Origin of the sequence: Streptomyces caelestis (assembly GCF_014205255.1) — a bacterium.
In the GTDB taxonomy this organism is placed as follows: domain Bacteria; phylum Actinomycetota; class Actinomycetes; order Streptomycetales; family Streptomycetaceae; genus Streptomyces; species Streptomyces caelestis.
The window spans coordinates 3,109,928-3,128,048 of the sequence record NZ_JACHNE010000001.1 but is presented as its reverse complement, the minus strand read 5'-3'; the positions used below and the strand labels follow the sequence as shown (position 1 = coordinate 3,128,048).

Annotated in this window: 14 protein-coding genes and 2 pseudogenes; 12 read left to right on the top strand and 4 right to left on the bottom strand. The window is 70.6% G+C overall.

Features of this window, described 5'->3' with window-relative positions:
* Positions 1-517: 517 nt before the first annotated feature.
* Together HDA41_RS14075 and HDA41_RS14070 are read right to left on the bottom strand one after the other, a co-directional pair.
* Entirely contained in the window at positions 518-2,758 is a 2,241-nt protein-coding gene (locus HDA41_RS14075; protein WP_184983953.1) for a heavy metal translocating P-type ATPase, read from the bottom strand.
* A 136-nt stretch (positions 2,759-2,894) separates the two neighbouring features.
* Complete coding sequence (locus HDA41_RS14070; RefSeq protein ID WP_184983950.1) at positions 2,895-3,134, bottom strand: heavy-metal-associated domain-containing protein; 240 nt, start codon at positions 3,132-3,134, stop codon at positions 2,895-2,897.
* A gap of 186 nt (positions 3,135-3,320) precedes the next feature.
* Between HDA41_RS14070 and HDA41_RS14065 the strand changes: the two are divergent.
* A pseudogene (locus tag HDA41_RS14065) lies at positions 3,321-4,414 on the top strand (zinc-dependent alcohol dehydrogenase family protein).
* A gap of 7 nt (positions 4,415-4,421) precedes the next feature.
* Here HDA41_RS14065 and HDA41_RS14060 read toward each other — a convergent pair.
* Together HDA41_RS14060 and HDA41_RS14055 are read right to left on the bottom strand one after the other, a co-directional pair.
* Entirely contained in the window at positions 4,422-4,622 is a 201-nt protein-coding gene (locus tag HDA41_RS14060) for a helix-turn-helix transcriptional regulator (RefSeq protein ID WP_184983948.1), read from the bottom strand.
* A gap of 262 nt (positions 4,623-4,884) precedes the next feature.
* A complete protein-coding gene (locus HDA41_RS14055) occupies positions 4,885-5,190 on the bottom strand; it encodes a helix-turn-helix domain-containing protein (protein WP_230299369.1) in 306 nt (101 codons plus the stop codon).
* A 17-nt stretch (positions 5,191-5,207) separates the two neighbouring features.
* Between HDA41_RS14055 and HDA41_RS14050 the strand changes: the two genes are divergently transcribed.
* The 11 genes and pseudogenes from HDA41_RS14050 to HDA41_RS14000 all read left to right on the top strand — a co-directional run bounded on the left by HDA41_RS14050 (position 5,208) and on the right by HDA41_RS14000 (position 17,364).
* A complete protein-coding gene (locus HDA41_RS14050) occupies positions 5,208-5,537 on the top strand; it encodes a cupin domain-containing protein (RefSeq protein WP_221511513.1) in 330 nt (109 codons plus the stop codon).
* Between the two features lie 155 nt (positions 5,538-5,692).
* A complete protein-coding gene (iolC, locus tag HDA41_RS14045) occupies positions 5,693-6,643 on the top strand; it encodes a 5-dehydro-2-deoxygluconokinase (protein WP_184983944.1) in 951 nt (316 codons plus the stop codon).
* Complete coding sequence (locus tag HDA41_RS14040) at positions 6,640-7,530, top strand: Cgl0159 family (beta/alpha)8-fold protein (protein WP_184983942.1); 891 nt, start codon at positions 6,640-6,642, stop codon at positions 7,528-7,530. Before iolC ends, HDA41_RS14040 begins: the two co-directional genes overlap by 4 nt.
* A 10-nt stretch (positions 7,531-7,540) precedes the next feature.
* A pseudogene (locus HDA41_RS14035) lies at positions 7,541-7,921 on the top strand (5-deoxy-glucuronate isomerase); the annotation flags it as partial.
* Positions 7,922-8,353: 432 nt separating this feature from the next.
* Entirely contained in the window at positions 8,354-10,231 is a 1,878-nt protein-coding gene (iolD, locus tag HDA41_RS14030; protein WP_184983940.1) for a 3D-(3,5/4)-trihydroxycyclohexane-1,2-dione acylhydrolase (decyclizing), read from the top strand.
* 14 nt (positions 10,232-10,245) lie between these two features.
* Positions 10,246-11,748 carry a CoA-acylating methylmalonate-semialdehyde dehydrogenase gene (gene mmsA / locus HDA41_RS14025; RefSeq protein WP_184983938.1) on the top strand — a complete coding sequence of 501 codons (1,503 nt, stop codon included), beginning with the start codon at positions 10,246-10,248 and terminating at the stop codon, positions 11,746-11,748.
* A gap of 192 nt (positions 11,749-11,940) precedes the next feature.
* Positions 11,941-14,595 (top strand): CocE/NonD family hydrolase, encoded by a 2,655-nt coding sequence (locus HDA41_RS14020; RefSeq protein WP_184983936.1) that lies wholly within the window; start codon positions 11,941-11,943, stop codon positions 14,593-14,595.
* Entirely contained in the window at positions 14,592-15,464 is an 873-nt protein-coding gene (locus HDA41_RS14015; protein ID WP_059415747.1) for an ABC transporter permease, read from the top strand. Before HDA41_RS14020 ends, HDA41_RS14015 begins: the two co-directional genes overlap by 4 nt.
* Positions 15,465-16,087: 623 nt before the next feature.
* The gene (locus tag HDA41_RS14010; RefSeq protein WP_184983934.1) at positions 16,088-16,345 is read left to right on the top strand and encodes a hypothetical protein; all 258 of its coding nucleotides are present in this window, start codon (positions 16,088-16,090) and stop codon (positions 16,343-16,345) included.
* A 278-nt stretch (positions 16,346-16,623) separates the two neighbouring features.
* The gene (locus HDA41_RS14005; RefSeq protein ID WP_184983932.1) at positions 16,624-16,896 is read left to right on the top strand and encodes a hypothetical protein; all 273 of its coding nucleotides are present in this window, start codon (positions 16,624-16,626) and stop codon (positions 16,894-16,896) included.
* A gap of 201 nt (positions 16,897-17,097) precedes the next feature.
* Positions 17,098-17,364, top strand: coding sequence for a hypothetical protein (locus HDA41_RS14000; RefSeq protein WP_184983930.1), 267 nt, complete (start codon positions 17,098-17,100; stop codon positions 17,362-17,364).
* Positions 17,365-18,121: the final 757 nt, after the last annotated feature.

Below are 18,121 nucleotides of genomic sequence, written 5' to 3'. Positions count from 1 at the left end.
GCGCCTTCCCAGTCCCGGTACGGATTCCCCCCACGGGATCCGGCCGGGCGTCTGTGAGGACAGCGCCTGAATCGCTGTTGAGCACAACGAGCAAAACTCGCCGTACTGCTGTGTGCGGTCTGCCGGGACAGCGTACGACCGGGAGGGCCGCTCAAAGCTTCCCGGTGTACGTGCCCCGGCAACGCTCCCCCAAGCTCTCAACTCCGTTCGAGCAGGGAGGTACCCCCATCTGGAGAAATCCCCCAAGACATCTCCAGATGCCAGGTGACGCCCCCCAAGACGCTCCCTGACATCGTCAACTTAGACCTTCGAACCCCTTCGATGGTTACGTTCACATCACTGTGATCTGCGTCTCTTGCGTATGTCCGTAAGGTACGCAAGAGCCCGGATATGCCGCTCGGGGCTCAAGCGTAAGAATGATGCGCGAGCCTTGTGAAGAGCTTATGTGAGTCGGGCCCGGGACTCCAGAGGGGCTCAAATCACGTTCGCCATGAACGTAGGGCGAATTCAGGGGACTTCACCGGAATGTCCGCAGTCGGAGGCTGTTCGTGACGACGAAAACGGACGAGAAGGCCATCGCGGCCCCGGCGATCATCGGGTTGAGCAGTCCCGCGGCGGCCAGCGGCAGCGCGGCCACGTTGTAGCCGAAGGCCCAGACGAGGTTGCCCTTGATCGTGGCCAGCGTCCGGCGGGACAGCCGGATCGCGTCCGCGGCCACCCGCAGATCGCCGCGGACCAGCGTCAGATCGCCCGCCTCGATCGCCGCGTCCGTACCGGTGCCCATGGCCAGGCCCAGATCGGCGGTGGCGAGCGCGGCCGCGTCGTTGACGCCGTCACCCACCATGGCGACGACCCGCCCCTCGGCCTGCAGCCGCCGTACGGCGTCGACCTTGTCCTCGGGCAGCACCTCCGCGATGACCTGGTCGATCCCTACGGCCTCGGCCACCGTTTCGGCCACCGCCCGGTTGTCCCCGGTCAGCAGCACCGGCGTGAGCCCCAGCGCGCGCAGCTCCCGCACCGCCTCGGCGCTGGTCTCCTTGACCGCGTCCGCCACGGCCAGCACGGCCCGCGCCGTCCCGTCCCAGCCGGCCAGGACGGCCGTACGCCCGGCCCGCTCGGCCTCGGCCCGCGCGCGGGCCAGCTCCGGCGGTACGTCGTCGTAGAGCCGCCCCACGGCGACCTCACGGCCCTCCACGCGCCCTCGTACGCCCCGCCCGGGGGCGTTCTCGAAGTTCTCGACGTCCGGGAGCCGTCCGGCCCTCTCCTCGGCGCCCAGCGCGATCGCACGGGCCACGGGGTGCTCGGAGGCGTGCTCGACGGCGCCCGCCAGGCGCAGCACCTCCTTCTCGTCGGCGCCCTCGGCGACGTGGACCTCCTGGAGGGTCATCCGGCCCGTGGTGACCGTGCCGGTCTTGTCCAGGACGACGGTGTCGATCCGGCGCGTGGACTCCAGGACCTCCGGGCCCTTGATGAGGATGCCGAGCTGGGCGCCGCGGCCCGTGCCGACCATCAGCGCGGTCGGAGTGGCCAGGCCCAGGGCGCACGGGCAGGCGATGATCAGGACCGCGACGGCGGCGGTGAACGCGGCGACGCCGTCGCCGGTCAGCCCGAGCCACGCCCCGGCCGTGGCGGCGGCGATCAGCAGGACCACCGGTACGAAGATCCCGGAGATCCGGTCGGCGAGCCGCTGCACCTCGGCCTTGCCGTTCTGCGCGTCCTCCACCAGCTTCGCCATCCGCGCGAGCCGGGTGTCGGCGCCGATCCGGGTGGCCTCGACGACGAGCCGCCCGCCCGCGTTGACCGTCGCGCCGGTGACCGCGTCCCCGGCCGTCACGTCCACCGGCACCGATTCGCCGGTCAGCATCGAGGCGTCCACCGCGGAGACGCCCTCGACGACCGTGCCGTCGGTGGCGATCTTCTCGCCGGGCCGTACGACGAACCGGTCGCCGACGGCCAGCCGCCGCGCCGGGATCCGCACCTCGCGCCCGTTCCGCAGCACGGCCACGTCCTTGGCGCCGAGTTCCATGAGCGCGCGCAGGGCGGCCCCGGCGCGGCGCTTGGAGCGGGCCTCCAGGTAGCGGCCCAGCAGGATGAAGGCGGTGACGCCGGAGGCGACCTCCAGGTAGACCGAGGAGGCGCCGTCGCCGCGCGAGACCGTGAACTCGAAGGGGTGCCGCATGCCCGGCATGCCCGCGTCGCCGAGGAACAGGGCCCACAGGGACCAGCCGAACGCGGCCAGCGTGCCGAGGGAGACCAGCGTGTCCATGGTGGCGACGCCGTGCCGGGCGTTCGTCCAGGCCGCCCGGTGGAACGGCAGCCCGCCCCAGACGACGACCGGGGCGGCGAGGGTGAGCGAGAGCCACTGCCAGTTGTCGAACTGGAGCGCCGGGACCATCGCGAGCAGGACGACGGGCACGGCGAGGGCGGCGGAGACGACGAGACGCCGGCGCAGGGCCGACAGCTCGGGGTCCTCCTCCTCGGCGGCGGGCGTCTCCTCCCGCGGGGGTGCGGGCTCCTCGGCGGTGTACCCGGTCTTCACCACGGTCGCGATCAGGTCGGCGACCTCGATATCCGCGGGGTAGCTGACCCGGGCCTTCTCCGTCGCGTAGTTCACCGTGGCGGTGACGCCGTCCATGCGGTTGAGCTTCTTCTCCACGCGGGCCGCGCACGAGGCGCAGGTCATCCCGCCGATGAGCAGCTCGACCTCGGCGAGCGCCGGCTCGCGGTCCGTCGGCGCCTTGGCGGTGGTGCTGGTCATGTCCGTACTCCAGGTGATGCGGGGCGCCCGGGAAGCGGAACGGGCCGTACGGGCCGGGGCGGCGGCGTACGGCCCGTACGTCGGTACGAGTGCCAGGACCGGTGCGTCTCAGGCACGTCGATCCGGTGGTGGGGGCTCAGGCCTTCCCGGCCAGCTCGAAACCGGCCTCGTCGACGGCGGCGCGTACGGCCTCGTCGTCGAGCGGGGTCGCGGAGACGACGGTGACCTCGCCGGTCGAGGCGACGGCCGTCACCGAACTGACGCCGGGGATCTGGGAGATCTCGCCGGAGACGGCGCCCTCGCAGTGTCCGCAGCTCATGCCGCTCACCTTGTAGACGGTGGTGACCTGGCCGGTGGTGTCGGTCTGGGCGGTCATGTCATTACTCCTCGTCGAGGCATGTGGGGCTCTGGGGTCCCATGGGGCCCGCTACCCCACTGTACCCCTAGGGGGTATGGACTTCACGACGCCGGTACGGCACGGGCTAGCGTTTCTCCGAGGTGCTGACTGCCCGGGCCCTGAGGGTGCCTCACGGCCCGGGCCCGGACGGAAGTCGGGTGGACCATGCGGGCCGTGGTGTTCGAGCGGTACGGGGAGCCGGCCGAGGTGCGGGACGTCGCCGATCCGGAGCCCGCGGAGCACGGGGTCGTCGTACGGGTCGAGGCCACGGGGCTGTGCCGCAGCGACTGGCACGGCTGGCAGGGCCACGATCCGGACATCGCGCTGCCGCACGTGCCGGGACATGAACGCGCCGGAGTCGTCGAGGCGGTGGGCGACCGGGTGACCCGCCGGCGGCCCGGTGACCGGGTCACCGTGCCGTTCATCTGCGCCTGCGGCACCTGCCCGTCCTGTGCGGCGGGCGACCACCAGGTGTGCGAGCGGCAGACCCAGCCCGGCTTCTCGCACTGGGGCTCCTTCGCCCAGTACGTGGCCCTGGACCACGCCGACGTCAACCTCGTGGCGCTCCCCGGGGAACTGTCGTTCGCGACGGCGGCCTCCCTCGGCTGCCGCTTCGCCACGGCGTACCGGGCGGTGGTGCGGCAGGGCCGGATCGCGGCGGGAATGGGGTCTCCCCTGCTCGAACGAAGTTGAGAGCTTGGGGAAGGGGTGGCGGTGCACGGCTGTGGCGGGGTCGGTCTCTCGGCGGTGATGATCGCGGCGGCGTCGGGCGCGCGGGTCGTGGCCGTCGACGTGTCGGCCCGGGCGCTGGACCTGGCGCGGACGTTCGGGGCGGTGCGGTGCCTGGACGCGTCGGCCGTGCCGGACCCCACGGCGGCGGTCCGCGACCTCACCGGCGGTGGCGCCCATCTCTCCCTCGACGCCCTCGGTCCCCCGCCACCTGCGCCGCCTCCGTGAACGGCCTGCGCCGCCGCGGCCGGCACGTCCAGGTCGGCCTGCTGCCCTCGCCGGACGGCACCACACCCGTGCCGATGGCCCGCGCGATCGCCCTGGAGCTCGAACTCCTCGGCAGTCACGGCATGGCCGCGCACAGCTACCCGCCGATGCTGGAGCTGGTCCGCGGCGGCGTCCTGCGCCCCGACCTGCTGGTGACGTCCACGATCCCGCTGGACGAGGCCCCGCCCGCGCTGGCGGCGATGGGGACGGCGCCACCGGCGGGCGCGACGGTCATCGAGCCGTGGCGCCGACCCTCCCCCTAGCGGAAGGTCAGTCGGCTCTTCGGGCGCGGTTGCCGGGCCGGGCGGCGACCCAGGCCCGGACCGTGTCGGCGTACCAGTAGGGCTTGCCGCTCTCGACGTGGTCGGGCGGGGGCAGCAGGCCGTGCTTGCGATAGGACCGCACGGTGTCCGGCTGCACCTTGATGTGTGCCGCGATCTCCTTGTAGGACCAGAGTCTTCGGTCGGTCATGACGTGCACCTCCCCGCGCGTACCACGGCGGCGACCGGGGACGGCCGTCCGGGGGAGCCGGGCGCTGCGCTGGCGATCAACATGCCTGTCTCCGGTCAACGACCCTCGGTGTCACCGGACAGGGCCTGAGGGCCGGCTGTGACGGAAAGGCCGCGGACACGGGACACCCGTGACAGGAAGGGGGCGTTTGTGACACAGCCGGGGCAAAGGCGCGCGCCGGAACGTCGGCGGGGCGTCTTGACGCGGCGCCCGAGCCCGGTCTTCAGCCGTCCAGGAGTCGCCAAGCCGTAAGAGCGAGACCGGCCCGCAACAGACCGGCGGGCTCCGTGCGTTCGAAGCCCAGGATCTTGCCGATCAGCTCCAGGCGCCGCGCCACGCTGCTGTGATGCAGGTGGAGCAGATCGGCGGCCCGGCGCAGCGAGCCCGTGGCGCAGTAGGCCTCCAGCGTCCGGAGGTCCTCCGGGGCGTCGGTGAGCCGGGCGACCGCGGTCACGTCGGCGTTGCCCCGTACGGCGTCGGAGGGCACCTCGGCGAGCAGTGCCAGGGCTCCCAGGTCGGCGTGCGACACCACCGGCAGGCGGCGAGGTGCGCGCCGAGGAACCCGCGTTCGACCCCGAGCAGGACCGCTGGCAGGTGATGACCTTCCACGTGGAGACCGACGAGGACGTCCACGGCGACCACTGGGAGATCCACACCGAGGCGGACGAGGTCGTCTCCTGCCTCACCGGCGGGATACGCCTCTTCCTGCACCCCGAGCGGCCGGGCGAGCCGGAGGAGGGCACGAGCCTGACGCCGGGTACCGCGGTCATCGTGCCGCGCGGCCGCTGGCACCGCATCGCGCTGGACGCGCCCGGCGACATCATGTCCGTCACCCTGCCCCGCGGCAGCCGCCTGGAGAGGCGGGCCTCGGCGTAGGGCCGAAGACTACGGAAGAGACGGAAGAGCAGGGCACGGACGAGGTCACGGTGAAAGCGCTGTCATGATCTGGTCCGAATGTCCGGACAAAACATTGACAGGGCTTCGGGAAGGGGACTACAAAGCCGGGGAGAGCCGACACCGAGGGGAAGCCGATGGCGTACGACCTGATCACCATGGGGCGCATCGGAGTGGATCTGTATCCGCTCCAGACGGGTGTCCCGCTGCCGCAGGTCACGTCCTTCGGCAAGTTCCTCGGCGGCTCCGCCACGAACGTCGCGGTCGCCGCGGCCCGCCTGGGACGGCGCACGGCGGTGATCACCCGCACCGGCGACGACCCCTTCGGCACCTACCTGCACGAGGCCCTGCGGGGCTTCGGCGTGGACGACCGCTGGGTCACCCCGGTCCCCGGCCTGCCCACCCCGGTCACCTTCTGCGAGGTCTTCCCGCCGGACGACTTCCCGCTGTACTTCTACCGGCAGCCCAAAGCCCCCGACCTGGAGATCGACGCCCACGAACTCGACCTCGACGCCATCCGCGACGCCCGCGTCTTCTGGGTCACGGGCACGGGCCTGAGCGAGGAGCCCAGCCGTACGGCGACCCTCGCGGCCCTCGCCCACCGTGCCAAGTCCGGCACGACGGTCTTCGACCTCGACTGGCGCCCGATGTTCTGGACGAACCCGGACGCGGCCCGGCCCTTCTACGAAGAGGCCCTACGCCACACCACCGTCGCCGTCGGCAACCTCGACGAGGTGGAGGTCGCCACCGGCGTGCGCGAGCCGCACGCCGCCGCCCGGGCCCTCCTGGACGCCGGTGTCGAACTGGCCGTCGTCAAGCAGGGGCCCAAGGGAGTCCTCGCCGTCAGCCGTGAAGGCGTCACCGCCGAGGTCCCGCCGCTGCCCGTGACCGTCCTCAATGGCCTCGGCGCCGGCGATGCCTTCGGCGGCTGTCTCGTCCACGGCCTCCTGGCCGGCTGGGACCTGGAGAAGACCATGCGGCACGCCAACGCCGCCGGCGCCATCGTCGCCTCCCGCCTGGAATGCTCGTCCGCGATGCCGACTCCGGACGAGATCGAGGCGGCCGTCACCGCGGGGGCCGTCAAGTGACCGTCGACGTCTGCGAACTCGTCCGCCTCCGCAGCCGCCGCCCGGAGGCGATCGCCGAGGCCGCCGCCCGCCGCCCCCGCCGGCCCCTGCTGAACGACCACGGCCGGCTGATGATCGTCGCCGCCGACCACCCGGCCCGCGGCGCCCTCGGCGTCGGCGGCCGCAGCATGGCCATGGCCAACCGCGCCGACCTCCTCGAACGCCTCTGCCTGGCCCTGTCCCGCCCGGGCGTGGACGGCGTCCTCGCCACCGCCGACATCCTCGACGACCTGCTCCTGCTCGGCGCCCTCGACGGCAAGGTCGTCCTGGGCTCGATGAACCGCGGTGGCCTCCAGGGCGCCAGCTTCGAACTCGACGACCGCTTCACCGGCCACCGCCCCGAGGACATCGAGCGCCTCGGCTTCGACGCGGGCAAGCTGCTCCTGCGCATCGACTACGACGACCCGGGCTCCCTGACCACCCTGGAGTCCACCGCCCGCGCCATCGACGACATGGCCGCCCGACGGCTCCCCGTCTTCGTCGAGCCGTTCATCTCCCGCCGCGACGAGACGGGCCGGCTGCGCAACGACCTGTCCGCCGAGGCCGTCACCAAGTCGATCGCCATCGCCTCGGGCCTGGGCGGCAGTTCGGCCTACACCTGGCTGAAGGTGCCGGTCACCGACAACCCCGACGACATGGCCGAGGTCATGGCCACCTCCACGCTGCCCGCCGTGCTGCTGGGCGGCGAGGTGGGGGGCTCCGCCGAGGAGCAAGCCGGGGCGTACGAGAAGTGGCGCGGCGCCCTCCAACTGCCCACCGTGCGCGGGCTGGTGGTCGGCCGTTCGCTGCTGTACCCGGCGGACGGCGACGTGGCCGCCGCCGTGGACACCGCCGTAGGACTGCTGTGAGGGCCGTTCCATGACCAGTGAGCTGTACGTCCCCAAGGGCACCACCGCCGACGTGAACTACGTCCTGGACATCGACCCCAAGCGGGCCGGCTGGACGTACAGCAGTCTGCGGATCGTGGAGCTGGCGCCCGGCGGCACGCATACCTTCACCACCGGGGACAGCGAGTGGATCGTGCTGCCCCTGCAGGGCGCGTGCACCGTGCGCGTCGAAGACGAGGAGTTCCATCTCTCGGGCAGAGGAAGCGTGTTCGCGTCGGTCACCGACTTCGCGTACGCGCCCCGTGACGCCCGGGCCCAGATCGCCTCCGGCGCGGGAGGCCGCTTTGCTTTGGCAGGAGCGAAGTGCGAGCGACAACTCCCCGCCCGCTACGGCCCCGCGCCGGAGGTCCCCGACGCGAGGTGTACGCCGCCTCGTTGTGTACTGCTGTGCAGAGTGGCGGATCTGCTTCCACCGTTCCTGGCGTCGGCCGGTACTGCTCCTACGCCGTGTTCCGGGATGTCCCGGCCTGCCCCGCGAACGGTCTTCGGAGTCAGAGGACGCGCTGTTCCGCTTCGGCGATCCGCGTCCTATGCCCTGCGGGCTGCGCGAAGTCCTCGGTGGGGCTCGTCCGTCCTCCTGCGGTCCTCGGCTGCGAACGCCCCGACGGGTAGCTCTCTCGGCACGATCCTCTGGTCGTGCAAAGTCACACCTCGGCGATGGCAGGCACCCCGCTGTAACCGACCACACGATGATATTACCGAGAGAAACTGCATGTTCACCCGCGGTAGTGAACGCCCGCGGCGGCCGCTGCCTACCCGTCACCATCCATAGGGAGGGATACCGATGACGACCCGGCTGACCGTCGCGCAAGCGCTGGTCCGTTTCCTCGCCGCCCAGTACACCGAACGCGACGGCGTACGGCAGCGGCTCATCGGCGCCACCTGGGGCATCTTCGGCCACGGCAACGTCGCCGGCATCGGCCAGGCCCTCCTGGAGCACACCGAGGCGATGCCGTACCACCAGGGCCGCAACGAACAGGCCATGGTGCACGCCGCGGTCGGCTACGCCCGCCAGTCGGGCCGCCTGTCCACGCACGCGGTCACGACGTCCATCGGCCCGGGTGCCACCAACCTCGTCACCGGCGCCGCCCTGGCGACCATCAACCACCTGCCGGTGCTGCTCCTGCCCGGCGACACCTTCGCCACCCGCCCCGCCGACCCGGTCCTCCAGCAGCTCGAAGTGCCGTACGCGGGCGATGTGTCGGTCAACGACTGTCTGCGCCCGGTGTCGAGGTACTTCGACCGGATCACGCGGCCGGAGGCCCTGATCCCCTCGGCGCTGAACGCGATGCGCGTGCTCACCGACCCCGTCGAGACCGGCGCCGTCACCCTCGCCCTGCCCCAGGACGTGCAGGCCGAGGCGTACGACTGGCCCGAGGAGTTCTTCGCCGAGCGCGTCTGGACCGTACGGCGTCCCGGCGCCGACCCGGCGGAACTCGCCGAGGCGGTACGGATCATCCGCGCGGCGAAGAGGCCCCTGGTCGTCGCCGGCGGCGGCGTCCACCACAGCCGCGCCGAGGAGGCCCTCGCCGAGTTCGCCGACACCACCGGCATCCCGGTCGCCTCCACCCAGGCCGGCAAGGGCTCCCTGCGCCACGACCACCCCCAGGACGTCGGCGGCATCGGCCACACCGGCACGGCCACCGCGGACGAACTCGCCCGCACCGCCGACCTGGTGATCGGCGTCGGCACTCGCTACACCGACTTCACCACCGCCTCCGGCACCCTGTTCGGCAACCCGGACGTGCGGTTCCTCAACCTCAACATCGCCCCCTTCGACGGCCACAAGCTCGCCGGCCGGCCCCTGGTCGCGGACGCCCGCACCGGCCTGGAGGAGCTGACCGAACGGCTGGAGATGCACGGCCACCGGGTCGCGCCGTCGTACGCCACCGAGTACACCGAGGACAAGGAGCGCTGGGAGCAGCGCGTCGACGCCTGCTACGAGGTGGACGAGCCGGACACCCGCCCGACGCAGCCGCAGGTCCTCGGCGTCCTGGACGCCCTGGTCGACGAGTCGGACATCCTGATCAACGCGGCCGGTTCCCTCCCCGGCGACCTGCACAAGCTCTGGCGGACCCGGTCCCGCGACCAGTACCACCTGGAGTACGGCTACTCCTGCATGGGCTACGAGATCCCGGCCGCCATCGGCGTGAAGATGGCCGCCCCCGACCGGCCCGTGTGGGCGCTGGTCGGTGACGGCACGTACCTGATGATGCCGACGGAGATCGTGACGGCCGTGCAGGAGGGCGTCGCGATCAAGGTGCTGATCATCCAGAACCACGGCTACGCGTCCATCGGCGGCCTGTCCGAGTCGGTCGGCGGCGAGCGGTTCGGCACCGCCTACCGCTTCCCGTCCGAGGACGGCACGTACACGGGGCCGCCGCTGCCGGTGGACCTCGCCGCCAACGCGGCCAGCCTCGGCATGCGCGTGCTGCGCGCGAAGTCCGTACGGGACCTGCGGGAGGCCCTCGCCGAGGCCCGGGCCGCCGACACTCCCACATGTGTCTACGTGGAGACCCAAACGGCCGACACAGTGTCGGGCGCGCCTCCCGCGCAGGCCTGGTGGGATGTACCCGTGGCCGAGACCGCGACACGGCCGTCCGCGGTCAAGGCACGTGAGCTGTACGAACGGCACGTCTCCACCCGACGCCGCCATCTGTGAAGGAGTTCCCGGCCATGACGAAGATCGTCAACCACTGGATCGGCGGCAAGACCGTCGAAGGCGCCTCGGGCACGCACGGGCCGGTGACCGATCCGGCGACCGGCGAGGTGACGACGAAGGTCGCGTTCGCCTCGGTCGACGAGGTGGACGCGGCGGTCGCCGCCGCCAAGGAGGCCTTCGCCACCTGGGGCCAGTCCTCGCTGGCCCAGCGGACCTCGATCCTCTTCAGGTTCCGGGCGCTGCTCGACGCGCACCGCGACGAGATCGCCGAGCTGATCACCGCCGAGCACGGCAAGGTGCACAGTGACGCGCTCGGCGAGGTGGCGCGCGGCCTGGAGATCGTCGACCTGGCCTGCGGGATCAGCGTCCAGCTGAAGGGCGAGCTGTCCACACAGGTCGCGAGCCGCGTGGACGTGTCCTCGATCCGCCAGCCGCTCGGTGTCGTCGCGGGCATCACGCCGTTCAACTTCCCGGCGATGGTGCCGATGTGGATGTTCCCCCTCGCCATCGCGTGCGGCAACACGTTCGTGCTGAAGCCGTCCGAGAAGGACCCGTCGGCGTCGGTCAGGCTCGCCGAGCTGCTCCACGAGGCCGGCCTGCCGGACGGTGTCTTCAACGTCGTCCACGGCGACAAGGTGGCCGTCGACCGCCTGCTGGAGCACCCCGACGTCAAGGCGGTCTCCTTCGTCGGCTCGACCCCGATCGCCCGCTACATCCACACCACCGCCTCCGCGGGCGGCAAGCGCGTCCAGGCGCTCGGCGGTGCCAAGAACCACATGCTGGTCCTCCCGGACGCGGACCTCGACGCCGCGGCCGACGCCGCCGTGTCCGCCGCCTACGGCTCCGCGGGCGAGCGCTGCATGGCCATCTCGGCGGTCGTCGCGGTCGGCGCGATCGGCGACGAACTGGTGGAGAAGATCCGCGAGCGCGCCGAGAAGATCAAGATCGGCCCCGGGAACGACCCCGCGTCGGAGATGGGCCCGCTGATCACCAAGGTCCACCGCGACAAGGTGGCCTCCTACGTCGAGGGCGCGGCGGCCGAGGGCGCCGAGGTGGTCCTGGACGGCACCGGCTACACCGTCGACGGTTTCGAGAACGGCCACTGGATCGGCATCTCGCTGCTCGACAAGGTGCCCACGTCGGCGAAGGCCTACCAGGACGAGATCTTCGGCCCGGTCCTGTGCGTGCTGCGCACGGAGACCTACGAGGAGGCCCTGGACATCGTCAACGCCTCGCCGTTCGGCAACGGCACCGCGATCTTCACCCGCGACGGCGGCGCGGCCCGCCGCTTCCAGCTGGAGGTCGAGGCCGGCATGGTCGGCGTGAACGTGCCCATCCCGGTCCCCGTGGGCTACCACTCCTTCGGCGGCTGGAAGGACTCGCTCTTCGGCGACCACCACATCTACGGCAACGACGGCACGCACTTCTACACCCGCGGCAAGGTCGTCACCACCCGCTGGCCGGACCCGGCCGACGCCCCGACGGGCGTGGACCTGGGCTTCCCGCGCAACCACTGAGGTCCTCAGGGGCGCGGGGAACTGCGCGAGCAACCACATCGAAGCCCGCACCCGGCCGATCACCACACCACCCGAGTTCGAAGCCGTACACCACCCGCAGTACGCCAAAACTCCGTGTACACCCCGGGAAGGCCTTGCACTTCGGTCTCCGGTCGACAACTCATCGACAGGTTGACCCCGTACCGTTGACGCATGGATCTTCGACTGCCCGGACTGAACGGGCTGCTTCGGAGGCCCCGGAGGCTCCTCGCCGCCGGGGCCGCCGTCGTCGTACTCGCAGGCGCGGGGACGTGGACGGCCGTCGCGTCCGAAGAGGTGCCCCCGGTCGACCGCGCCGACCGGGTCCTGGACACGGGGAACGGGGTGCGGATCGACACCTCGTACTTCACCTCCGGCGGAGCCGGCCGCCGCCCCGCCGTGCTGCTCGGCCACGGCTTCGGCGGCAGCAAAAACGACGTGCGGCAGCAGGCCGAGGATCTCGCCAGGGACGGCTACGCGGTCCTGACCTGGTCGGCGCGCGGCTTCGGCAAGTCCAACGGGAAGATCGGGCTGAACGACCCCGAGGGCGAGGTCGCCGACGCCTCCAAGCTCATCGACTGGCTCGCCAAGCAGCCCCAGGTCGAACTCGACAAGCCCGGCGACCCGCGCGTGGGCATGGCCGGCGCCTCCTACGGCGGCGCGATCGCCCTGCTCACGGCGGGACACGACGCCCGGGTGGACGCCATCGCCCCGGCCATCACGTACTGGAACCTCGCCGACGCGCTGTTCCCGAACGGCGTGTTCAAGAAGCTGTGGGCCGGCATCTTCGTCAACTCCGGCGGCGGCTGCGAGCGGTTCGAGCCCGCGCTGTGCCGGATGTACGAGCGGGTCGCCGAGTCGGGCAAGCCGGACGCCGAGGCGCGCAAGATGCTCGACGAGCGTTCGCCCTCCGCGGTCGGCAAGAACATCAAGGTGCCGACACTGCTGATGCAGGGCCAGTCCGACTCCCTCTTCCCCCTCGGCCAGGCCGACCAGGCCGCGAAGGCCATCCGCGCGGGCGGCGCCCCCGTCGACGTCGACTGGATCGCGGGCGGCCACGACGGCGGCGACATGGAGACGAGCCGCGTCCAGGGCCGCGTGCAGAGCTGGTTCGACCGCTACCTGAAGGACGACAAGGGCGTCGACACCGGCCCCGCCTTCCGCGTCACCCGCACCCTCGGCCTCGGCTCCGGCGACGGCGAACCCCGGCTGACCGGCGTGACCTCGGACCGCTACCCCGGCCTGGAGAGCAAGCAGCGCTCCATCGCCCTGGCCGGCCGCGAGCAGAGCTTCGCCAACCCGCCCGGCGCCAGCCCGCCCGGCGTCTCCGCCCTGCCCGGCCTCGGCGGCGCGGGCGGCCTCAGTCAGCTCTCCACGCTCGGTATCGGCGTCTCCCTCGACTTCCCCGGCCAGTTCGCCGCGTTCGAGTCGGCCCCCTTCCGGGACGACGTCCAGATCACCGGCTCCCCGACGGCCACGGTCCACGTGAAGTCCACCAGCGACGACGCCGTGCTCTTCGCCAAGGTCTACGACGTCGGCCCGGGCCGCACCCAGCCGGTGCTGCCCTCCCAGCTGGTCACGCCCATCAGGGTCGAGGGCGCCAAGGCCGGCAAGGACGTCACCATCACCCTCCCGGCGATCGACCACGAGGTCGACGACGGTCACCGGCTGCGCCTGGTCCTCGCCTCGACGGACCTCGGCTACGCGTCCCCGGCGGCCCCGGCCACGTACACCGCCTCCCTCAAGGGTGACTTGAAGGTCCCGTCGGCGCTCGGCGAGAGCAACGCGCAGGGCCCGCTGCCCGCCTGGGTGTGGTGGATGCCCCTCGGCGGCGCCGCGATCGCCCTGGCCCTGATCATCACGGGACGCCGCCGCACGGCGGCCCCCGCCCCGCCGGACCCCGAGCTCGCCGACGTGCCCCTCCAGATCACGGACCTGACCAAGCGGTACGCCAAGGCCTCCGACCGGTACGCCGTCAAGGACCTGTCCTTCCGCGTGGAGAAGGGCCAGGTGCTCGGCCTGCTCGGCCCGAACGGCGCCGGCAAGACCACGACCCTGCGCATGCTGATGGGCCTGATCAAGCCGGACGGCGGCGAGATCCGCGTCTTCGGCCACGCCATCAGCCCGGGCGCCCCGGTCCTCTCCCGGGTCGGCGCGTTCGTCGAGGGCGCGGGCTTCCTGCCGCACCTGTCCGGCCGCGAGAACCTGGACCTGTACTGGCGCGCCACCGGCCGCCCGGCCGAGGACGCGCACCTGGAGGAGGCTCTGGAGATCGCGGGCCTCGGCGACGCCCTCGCCCGCGCGGTGCGCACCTACTCCCAGGGCATGCGCCAGCGCCTGGCCATCGCCCAGGCCATGCTCGGCCTGCCGGACCTGCTCATCCTCGACGAACCGACCAACGGCCTCGACCCGCCCCAGATCCGCGAGATGCGCGAGGTGATGATCCGCTACGCCGCCGCGGGACGGACGGTCATCGTCTCCAGCCACCTCCTCGCGGAGGTCGAGCAGACCTGCACCCACCTGGTCGTGATGGACCACGGGAAGCTCGTCCAGGCGGGCCCGGTCGAGGACATCGTCGGTTCGGGCGACACCCTTCTGGTGGGCACGGCCACGCCCGTCGACGAGCCGATCGTCGAGAAGGTCGCCGCCCTGCCGGGCGTCGCCTCGGCCGTGCCTGTCGACGAGGGGCTGCTGGTCCAGCTCGACGCCGACGGCACTCCGCAGCGCCTGGTCGCCGAACTCGTACGGCTGGACGTGCCCGTGCGGTCCGTCGGCCCGCACCGCCGCCTGGAGGACGCCTTCCTCACCCTGATCGGAGCCGAAGCATGAGCAAGCTCGCCGACCGGGCCGAGCCCGTCGAGGTCGCCGAGGGCTACCGCGCGGGCCGCACCCTGCCGTTCCGGGTGGAGCTGGTCCGGCAGCTGAAGCGGCGCCGCACGATGGTCATGGGCGGCGTGCTGTTCGCCCTGCCGATCATCCTGCTCATCGCCTTCCAGGTCGGCGGCGACCCGGGCGGCAACAACAACCGCGTGAACCTCATGGACACGGCGACGGCCTCCGGAGCCAACTTCGCCGCCGTCAACCTCTTCTCCGCCGCCGGCTTCCTCCTCGTCATCCCCGTCGCCCTGTTCTGCGGCGACACGGTCGCCTCGGAGGCGAGCTGGTCGTCCCTGCGCTACCTGCTCGCGGCGCCCGTACCCCGGGCCCGGCTGCTGTGGTCCAAGCTCGCCGTCGGACTCAGCCTGAGCCTGGCCGCGCTGGTCCTGCTGCCGATCGTCGCCCTCGTCGTCGGCACGGCCGCCTACGGCTGGGGTCCGCTCCAGCTGCCCACCGGCGGCACCCTGCCCACCGGCACCGCCGCCCAGCGCCTGCTGATCGTCGTGGTCTACATCATGGTGTCCCAACTGGTCACCGCGGCCCTCGCGTTCTGGCTGTCGACCCGGACGGACGCCCCGCTCGGTGCGGTCGGCGGCGCGGTGTTCCTGACCATCATCGGCAGCGTCCTCGACGAGGTGACGGCCCTCGGCGACTGGCGCCACTTCCTGCCCGCGCACTGGCAGTACGCCTGGCTCGACGCCGTCCAACCGCAGTTGCAGTGGACGGACATGATCCAGGGCACGTCGATTTCCGTGACGTACGCGCTCGTGCTGTTCGCCCTGGCCTTCCGCGGTTTCGCCCGCAAGGACGTGGTGTCCTAGTGTCCTGAGCCGGGAATCCGCTGCGTGCTTCGGAGTCACAGGCGCCGGCCCTTCGGTGCCGGGCCGTGCTGGAGTGCGCAACCGGCGTATGGAACAAGGACGTTGCCGCCCGGCTGGAGGGTGAGGCTGACCCGTACCGGGGTGGAGGATCGGCGGCCTATGACGGCTGGCCCTCATCGACAGCTGGCGGCCACACGCGAACCGTCGGTGTGCGTATCACCGCGGGCGACACCGAACTCGTGAGCCTGCATCAGACCGTTCAGGCCGGCGTCCAGCAGAGCGTCATCGTCACCGGCCCAGAGTTCAGCAGACCTGCGCCACGCTGCAGGCCGACGGTGAGAGCGCCACGCTCCGAACCCCCTGACGGGCCCTCAGGTCGCCGGCGTCCCACGGGCGGTCGGCCTGCCGTCCATCCCCGCGGCCTGCTGCCCCGCCCCTGCCCGGAGGGTTGCCAACCGCTTCAGCGTGGTAGGCCAACATCCCATAAACACATTTAAATCCATTAAGTCGTACTCCAATGGGTGTGCCGGAAATGCAGCGGTACGCGTTTCGCGTGTTATCGTCGGTGACTGTACGAGCACGGTCCGTAATTGGCCCGAGCGCGCGAAGAAATCGGAGAAGCGATGGACAAGCTGAAGAAGGCCGCGGCCGTGGCGGTCATGGTCGGCGGCATGGCTCTCGGTGGCGGGGTCGCCCACGCCGGTGACGGCTACGACCACAAGGACGCGGGTGACGTCATCATCGGCAACCTGCAGAGCGTGCAGTGCAAGCAGGAGGTGGGTGACATTACCACTGTGCCCGTTGGGGTTGGGGTCGGCGGCGAAAGCACCCAGGTGATCGGCAACAACTTCTGCACGGTGATCGGTTCTATCGAGGACTGATTCCGCAGCGCTGCGAAAGTCGGGTCTCGCGCCTCTGGTGCGAGACCCGCTTGCGTTGGGACCCGGACGCACTCATCGGCGCGGCTTTACTTCGAATGGCTGATCGCCATTTCTGCATAGCCCAGTGAGCGCGTTTGGCGGGAGGGGGGTGTGAGCATTAATCATTACCCATATGGCGTATCGGAAAATGCCGCTTCGAGGGGGGCGTGTGTTATGGTCTGTAACTGTTCGAGCACGGTCCGTAATTGGCCCGAGCGCGCGAAGAAATCGGAGAAGTGATGGACAAGCTGAAGAAGGCCGCGGCCGTGGCGGTCATGGTCGGCGGCATGGCTCTCGGTGGCGGGGTCGCCCACGCCGACGGCGGCCACGACTTCTACAAGGACTCCAGGGACGCGGGTGACGTCATCATCGGCAACCTGCAGAACGTGCAGTGCAAGCAGGAGGTGGGTGACATTACCGCTCTGCCCGTTGCGGTTCCGGCCGTCGAAGGCGAAAGCACCACGGTGATCGGCAACAACTTCTGCACGGTGATCGGTTCTATCGAGGACTGATTCCGCAGCCTTGCGAAGGTCGGGTCTCGCACCTTTGGTGCGGGACCCGCTTCTCGTTCTGGCCGTGCCGGTTGCCCCGACCGATCATTACCCCATATGGCGTATCGGAAAATGTGGCATTGTGTAGCCGCGTGTTATCGTCTGTATCTGTCCGAGCATGGTCCGTAATGGATCTGGGCGCGCCAAGAAATCGGAGAAGTGATGAACAAGTTCCAGAAGGCCACGGCCGTAGCGGTCATGGTGGGCGGCATGGCTCTCAGTGGTGGAGTCGCTCATGCCTGTGACGGCGGAAAGGGGAAGCCGGACGATAAGCCGTCTGGCGCTGCCATCGACAACCTGCAGGCCGTGGAGTGCGAACAGGAAGTCGGCAGCCTCATCTCAGTGCCTGTTCAGCTCACGGTTTTGGGGGACAGCACCCAGGTGGTCGGCAACAACTTCTGCACGGTGGTCGGGCCTGACGGCAGCTGATTCCGCAGCGTTGTGAAAAGCCGGGCCTCGCGCCTTCAGCGCGAGGCCTGCTCCTCTCGTGGTCGCACTGGTCTGACGGGTGCCGGAATGGCCCATGCTGGTATTCAACGCCTCCGTGGTCAGATCAATGCGCCGATCACCGTATCGGGTGACAGCGTCATGAATATCGGCGATTTCTGCTCGCGGGTCGGTCCATGTCAGTGAGCGGCGATCGCCGGCGGTTGGTCCAGGAGGCGAGTCCGGTGATGTGGACGCGGCTTGACTGGGTCGGCTGAGAGATCCGCCGGCCCTCTTTTCTCCTACAGGGCCATGCGGGTGAATTTGGATGACTACTCGTCCGTAAGGGGGCCACCTGCTTGATGGAGGCTTTCCTGCTGATGCAGTATCGGTTCTCGCTGGTGCCGAAAGACATGTGAGTTGAGTGCCGCCTCGGAGGAAAGATGGCCGATGTGATCATCCTGCCGCGTTGTCCGGAGACAGGGAAAGCGTCGTTCCGTACTGAATTCGAGGCGAGGCGCTGGCTGATCAAGCAGCCACTGCTGAGGAAGATTCCGGACCGTATCTACCGATGCTCGGACTGTCGGTACTGGCACTTCACCGGATCCCATCACTGGACCAGCCAGAAGATCAAGTGGAGGCGGAATTACGGGAGGCGGGAAGCCGTCTCGGGGGGACACAGTCGTAAGAAAAGAGGCAAGGGCTGACGAGAGCCAGTCCTCCCCCATCCCGCAGTGGGCGCCGGTACGGGGGCAGGCGT

Bases quoted from the DNA above. Each gene is read 5' to 3' on its own strand.
- HDA41_RS14075 (WP_184983953.1), bottom strand. From the start codon at position 2,758: ATGACCAGCACCACCGCCAAGGCGCCGACGGACCGCGAGCCGGCGCTC.
- HDA41_RS14070 (WP_184983950.1), bottom strand. From the start codon at position 3,134: ATGACCGCCCAGACCGACACCACCGGCCAGGTCACCACCGTCTACAAG.
- HDA41_RS14060 (WP_184983948.1), bottom strand. From the start codon at position 4,622: ATGACCGACCGAAGACTCTGGTCCTACAAGGAGATCGCGGCACACATC.
- iolC (WP_184983944.1), top strand. From the start codon at position 5,693: ATGGCGTACGACCTGATCACCATGGGGCGCATCGGAGTGGATCTGTAT.
- iolD (WP_184983940.1), top strand. From the start codon at position 8,354: ATGACGACCCGGCTGACCGTCGCGCAAGCGCTGGTCCGTTTCCTCGCC.
- mmsA (WP_184983938.1), top strand. From the start codon at position 10,246: ATGACGAAGATCGTCAACCACTGGATCGGCGGCAAGACCGTCGAAGGC.
- HDA41_RS14020 (WP_184983936.1), top strand. From the start codon at position 11,941: ATGGATCTTCGACTGCCCGGACTGAACGGGCTGCTTCGGAGGCCCCGG.
- HDA41_RS14015 (WP_059415747.1), top strand. From the start codon at position 14,592: ATGAGCAAGCTCGCCGACCGGGCCGAGCCCGTCGAGGTCGCCGAGGGC.
- HDA41_RS14010 (WP_184983934.1), top strand. From the start codon at position 16,088: ATGGACAAGCTGAAGAAGGCCGCGGCCGTGGCGGTCATGGTCGGCGGC.
- HDA41_RS14005 (WP_184983932.1), top strand. From the start codon at position 16,624: ATGGACAAGCTGAAGAAGGCCGCGGCCGTGGCGGTCATGGTCGGCGGC.
- HDA41_RS14000 (WP_184983930.1), top strand. From the start codon at position 17,098: ATGAACAAGTTCCAGAAGGCCACGGCCGTAGCGGTCATGGTGGGCGGC.